4 protein-coding genes are annotated in these 5,840 nt (G+C 38.9%); 1 reads left to right on the top strand and 3 read right to left on the bottom strand.

The features are described 5' to 3' along the window. Nucleotides 1-690 precede the first annotated feature (690 nt). From COZ07_RS07035 to COZ07_RS07045, 3 genes are all read right to left on the bottom strand, one after another. A complete protein-coding gene (locus COZ07_RS07035) occupies nt 691-1,434 on the bottom strand; it encodes an SIMPL domain-containing protein (RefSeq protein WP_406607861.1) in 744 nt (247 codons plus the stop codon). Nucleotides 1,435-1,695: 261 nt separating this feature from the next. After that, entirely contained in the window at nt 1,696-2,040 is a 345-nt protein-coding gene (locus COZ07_RS07040; protein ID WP_406607862.1) for a DUF86 domain-containing protein, read from the bottom strand. After that, nucleotides 2,037-2,327 (bottom strand): nucleotidyltransferase family protein, encoded by a 291-nt coding sequence (locus COZ07_RS07045; protein WP_406607863.1) that lies wholly within the window; start codon nt 2,325-2,327, stop codon nt 2,037-2,039. Before COZ07_RS07045 ends, COZ07_RS07040 begins: the two co-directional genes overlap by 4 nt. 523 nt (nt 2,328-2,850) lie before the next feature. Here COZ07_RS07045 and COZ07_RS07050 point away from each other — a divergent pair. Continuing rightward, nucleotides 2,851-5,840 (top strand): DEAD/DEAH box helicase (locus tag COZ07_RS07050; protein WP_406607864.1); only part of this gene is annotated, 2,990 nt, incomplete at its 3' end.

Here is a 5,840-nt window from a genome sequence, read left to right on the forward strand (position 1 = left end):
GTGAGTTTCATATTTAATACTCTTTTATATATTCGATAAAGGTTTGGTGAAATCCTTCTTTTTTAGAAGAAAAGTTTTCAGATATAATTTTTAGATAGAGTATTTAGTTAATCCGGGCCAGGTATCAAGGGAACCTGTCACTATTTACTCCACTCAAACCCTTATAAAATAAGGCTTTCCGCCCAGATCTAAAATAAGCCATTTTAAGCTCTTTTAAGCGACTATTTTAAAAAATATGACCAATCACCTTAAGCACCCTCAAGAAACGCTGCTACGACGATATTTCGTTTAAACCCTTATTTTACAAGGCTTTCAAGCTCCTAAAAATAGTGTTTTAGCCCTTTTTTGCTTCATTTTCTCCCTATTTTAGAAGAACTAAAACCATCCCCTCTAACAAAAAAACACGGAAACCCTTATGTTTTCTACCTTTTAGAGACTTACTATTTTCTCCCATAAGAACTGGTAATTCACTAATTCTAGCTATATCGATCTACCTTATTTAACTAAAAATCAGCTATCCTATTCCTCTACTTTTCTCCTTTACTATAAAAAAAGGCCTTCCTAAAAGCCTTGTAAATAAGGGTTTAAAGGAGGGGAAATAGGAAATGAATTTTCATTTCGCGGAATTTGGCACCAACACGGTAAGAATGGTGAAATAAACCTCATAGGGATGGTTATTTCTAAGCAGGTTTATTGAATTAAAAATTGAGCATGGACGGTAACGGTAATATCTTTCTTCCGGGAAGAAGTGTTATACATTCCGTAACTTTCCACCTCAGTTGAATAGGGTTCGATGATTTGAAAAACACCGGCTTTAGCTGAAATCATCCGTCCCGGATGATAGGGGCTATCCTGTAATATTTTTTCGGCCCGTTCCCGGGCATTTTTAGTGGCCATGGTCAGCAAATCCTTTTTTAACAGATCAATTTTAGAATAAAAATACTCTAAAGATGAGGTTTGGAAAAAGATATTATTTGCTAGCAGCTCGTCAGGATTTAGGGCTAGATTTTCTACCTTTTCAATAACTTCTGAAATGATAAAAAGCGATTGTTGAAGTGTATAGCCAACAACTTTTCCATCTTCCCATCGGTCCTGGGTGTTAATCGGGTTGATATTGATCCCCTCTTCGGGAATCCCCTGACTGCTCAAAATATTCACCAAACGGTCCCTTTTATCCTGAATATTACGGTAACCTTGCCCGATATTCTCCAGGCCAGTGTTTTCTTGAATGGTAATATTCCATTTGACAATATCAGACTCAAAACGCTCAGCAGCTGAGCCAAGAACATCTACATAATCACGGGTTATCCTGCTTTGATAAAAAAAGAACCCAAAGATTAAAGCAGATAGCATGATGGATAATCCTAATAATAAAAAGGGAACTTTAAGATTCGGTATATGATTCTGTCCATCCATTTTTTTATTACCTTTCATTTTTTATTTCCAATAATTCCTGAAAATCTTTTCCAGATTCTATTCTTTTAAAATAATATAATTGGGGAAAATTGTCAAATTTTACTTAATTCCAAACCCACCATTTCAAAGAAAATGGGATGTGTATCTGTTTATTAATTTAGTTACCCGGTTTGCCAGTTGATTAGTTGAGATTGCCACATTCCCCTTCGGTCATTCACAATGGCAGGAAATATCTCATCCCCACCTTAATCCTCAACTTTAAGGAGGAGGGAAGGGAGTTCAAACATCCTCTCTCTCCATTATTAAAAGCATTTGTTGCTTTATATCAGGGAGGTCTTTTCTCAAAACATCCCAAACTCTTTCAAGTTTTACCCCAAAGTATTCGTGGGCAATAATATCTCTCATCCCAGCAATCTTCTTCCAAGGTATTTGGGGATATTTATTTCTAAAATCGTCATCTATATTTTTGACCGCTTCGCCAATTATCTCTAGTCTTCTCACAATTGCATCTTGAACTTGGCGATTCGAATAAAATTCATCCTCGGTAAGGTTCTGGGTATATTCCTCTATTGCCAAGGTACTCTCCCAGATGTCCTGTAAATAGAGTTTTAGGTTTCTTTTCATAAAATAGACACCTCTTCACTCAATATTTGTTCCTTTATCATTGGTTTGATTGTTGAATACTCTCCTAAATCAACTCTCTGGCCAAGAGCCTCTTCCAATTCTAACTTTAACCCTGCAAAATCAAGTAAACTCATCCTGCCTACAATCTCCACCAAAATATCTATGTCACTTTCCTTGTTCTCCTCTCCTCTTACCACAGAGCCAAAAATTCCTGCTCTCTTGACATTATATCGTTTAAGTATAGATAATATTTTTCCCTTAATCTCTTCAATCTTTTCTATATTCATTCTTTATTACCTCCATCCATCAAATTCTTAGAATTGCCAATATCCAGAAGTTTTTTTAATGGATCATTCAAGCTCTTTTAAGATTTTTTCATTTAAATTAATTATTAATCTCCCTTTTATTATTTTATAGGTTTTGATTACCAGTTGCAAGTTTATAGATTCAAGTTATAAATTTCAAGAGATTAGTTTTTAGGATTAAGCCAACCATAATTACTATCTCCTCTTCAATCCATTCCTCCCATTAGATTTGAAAGTTTGAAAGATTTTAACTAATTCGTTCTTTTTAATTTTCACTGAAAAGCCCTGTTTCAGCGTTTGCTGAAACAACCTAAAAAGTTTAAACAATACAAAATCACCCCACCCACTCCCTCCAGGGGAGAAGGGTAATAAGAGAAGGGGAAAGATTTTTTAAATTTCTATTGTAATTGTAAAAGAAGTGGGGTAAAATAGATTAATAAACTTTTGTTCGTTACCACTTATTTATACATATTTTTAATAAATGGTTAGAAAGGAAGGAAAGAAATTGTTTAAAAAGCCAATGAAGATGAGAGATTTAGAAGTTTGGGGAGTCCCCTCTTATATGGTGGATATTTGGGAGAAGAATTATTCTCCATATCTGTTGCCGGTTCAGGAAAAGGCAGTAAGGTATTATGGGGTATTGGATAAGGAAGGGCGTATGCCATACGCCCCTACAGGAGGGATGGATTCCTGCTTGCGCCTGCCTGTGCCTGCCTGTGCGTATACGCACACAGATAGGCAAGTACGGCAGACAGGCGTGGATGAGATTGCCGCGCTCCCTTTGAAAGCTCTCAATGACAGAAGTGGAGTTGGAGATGATAGAAATCAAAATCTTTTGGTGATTGCTCCTACCTCTTCAGGTAAGACCTTCATCGGGGAGATGGCGGCTATTACTCAGGCTATCCATAAAAAGAAGACCATCTATTTAGTCCCTTTAAAAACCTTAGCCGAAGAAAAATACCGACATTTTAAAAGACTATATAGCGACTGTGGAATCGATATCACCATCTCTTCCCGCGACCGCAAAGAAGAGGATCAGAAGATTAGCCGGGGACAATTTCAGGTCGCCATCATGGTCTATGAAAAATTTAACTACTTTCTCTTAAAATACCCCTCCTTTTTAAGCGGGGTTTCTTTAGTAGTAATCGATGAGCTGCAGCTAATCAATAACCCAGAAAGAGGCCCCCTCCTGGAGGAGATGCTGGTTAATTTGCAAAACCAGGAGCAAAAGATCAAGATCATCTCCCTCTCGGCCTTCTTAGAAAATCAAGAAGCTTTTTTAAACTGGCTTCCCTCCCGGGTACTCACCTCCTACCGGCGTCCGGTAGAATTGCGTAAAGGCATCGTGAGAGGTGGAGTCTTTAAATATATTACTCATAATGAAAAGAAGTTCGGAGAAGAAGTATTCTTCCCTCCCCAGGCGGTCCGAGATAATTGTGAGGAAGATTATGTCCGAGAGACGGTCCGTTATTTTGTGGAGCATCATGAACCTACCCTCCTCTTCTTCCCCACTAAAGCAGAAACTAAAAAGTGGGCGGAGTGGCTTTCGAATAGATTAGAATGCCCTCCGGCCAGGCAAGCGATAGAGGAGCTTAACCAGATGGAGGAGACTCTATCCCGGGATATCCTGCTTTCTCTTTTAGAAAAAGGGATGGCCTATCATAATGCCGACCTTTCCTGGGAAGAAAGAAATTTAGTAGAAAATTATCTGCGCCGTGGTGAGATCAAGGTCATCTGTGCTACTACTACTTTAGCGATGGGGATTAACCTTCCTTTTAAGAATGTCATCCTCTCTATGGATAAGATAGAAAGTATTAACGGAGAGGCTAAGGAGGCCCAGCTGACCAGTCTTACCTTTAGCGATATAGAGAATATGGGGGGAAGAGCGGGAAGATTAAATAGCCAAAGTGAGGAAGAATTCGGAAGGGTAATCTTTTTAGCCCATTCCCTGCTCTCGGAGACTATTTATCAAAATCTCTATTTTAATTTCCTGCGGGATACTATGGCGGAGGATAACCAGATAAGGGGGCAGGTAGCCGAGGAAAGGATACCCTATCCCGATGCCCTGGCCGGGGTAGGTCCTCACAAGAAGGAAAGGGATTTGACTACCCTCTTACTTCGACTAATCGTAAATGGTAAAGATAATAGGGCTACCCTATTAGATCAGCCATCTGGTTATTGGCAATATGTGCTGGATAAAAAAAGAATTAAGGAGAAAATAGAAGATGCCCTCCAGGGCTTAAAAGACTGTCGGTTGGTGCTAGAGGATGATCAAGGCCGATTAGCTCCTACTTCTACCGGCCTCCTGATCAGCGCTAAAGGGATTAAAGTAGCCACCTATCTTTATTTTTTATCCTGGATAGAGAAATCTATTCAAGGGGAGATAAGTAATCTGGAGATTATCCTGACCTTAACTTTAAGTGAAGACGGTAAATCCCTACCTATTCCTTATCCTCAATTCTACCGAGAAGGTGATCAGATAGACCGCTATAATTATACTGATTGGAAGGAAATCTACCGTAATAAGCTATTGGCTTTAGTCTTTAATTTAGGAGAAGAAGGTAAAGAGATTTATCAGGGGGAACATGGTCTAACCAAAGGAAAAACTAGCTTAGAAGACTATCTGGCCTTTAAAAAGACTCTACTTCTCTATGATTGGATCGGAGAAAGGGAGAGCAAGAGTATTGAACAGGAATACAGTCTTTACCGGGGTGCGGTAGAAAGGCTGGGGGAAGGATTTTCCTGGCTAGCCGATAGCCTGGCGGCTATTGCCGAGGAGAGCGGCTGGAATAAAGGGCGAGAAGAAGATGTAAAGAGGATCAGGCGTTTAGCGGAACGGATGATAGAGGGGGTGGAGGAAGAAGGTTTAAGTTTAGCTCGCTTATATATCCCCGGATTAAGCCGCTATTATATCGGAAAATTGGTAAGAGAGGGCTATAATGAGGAAAGGTGTTTGGAAGAATTGACTGAGGAAGAGTTGGGTAGGGTACTGCCCGAGAGATTAGTCCAGAGGATTAAGGGCAGAATAAAAGAAGAAAAAGAAAATCAAGAAGCGAAAAAACAAAAGATGAAGACTAATGATTCTAATAAGGTGACTGCTAATGATTCTAATGCTGAAACTGAGCACCCTAAACTGACCACTGGCGGGCTGAAAACCGAAACTGCTGAGCTAACACCTAAAATTATTTTAGAGATCGACCCCCACCGCCCGGATAGAATTATTTTTGAGGGGAAAGAGATAAAAATTACAACAAGAGGATTTTCCCTACTCTATCTTCTGGCTCAACACAAAGGAGAAGTAGTAAGCTATGATAGTATTTTAGATTCACTCTGGAAGGATGATGAAGAGGCAGTATATACACGGATAAATTATCATATTTGTAAAATCAGAAAAGATATTCTAAAAACAATGGATAAAAAAGAAGCCTACTCAAAAAAGATTGAAAATATTTTTAAAACAATCCCCGGCAGAGGTTTAATGTTAGATATTAAAGA

Source organism: Candidatus Infernicultor aquiphilus, assembly GCF_002784285.1.
Taxonomy (GTDB): Bacteria; Atribacterota; Phoenicimicrobiia; order Phoenicimicrobiales; family Phoenicimicrobiaceae; genus Infernicultor; species Infernicultor aquiphilus.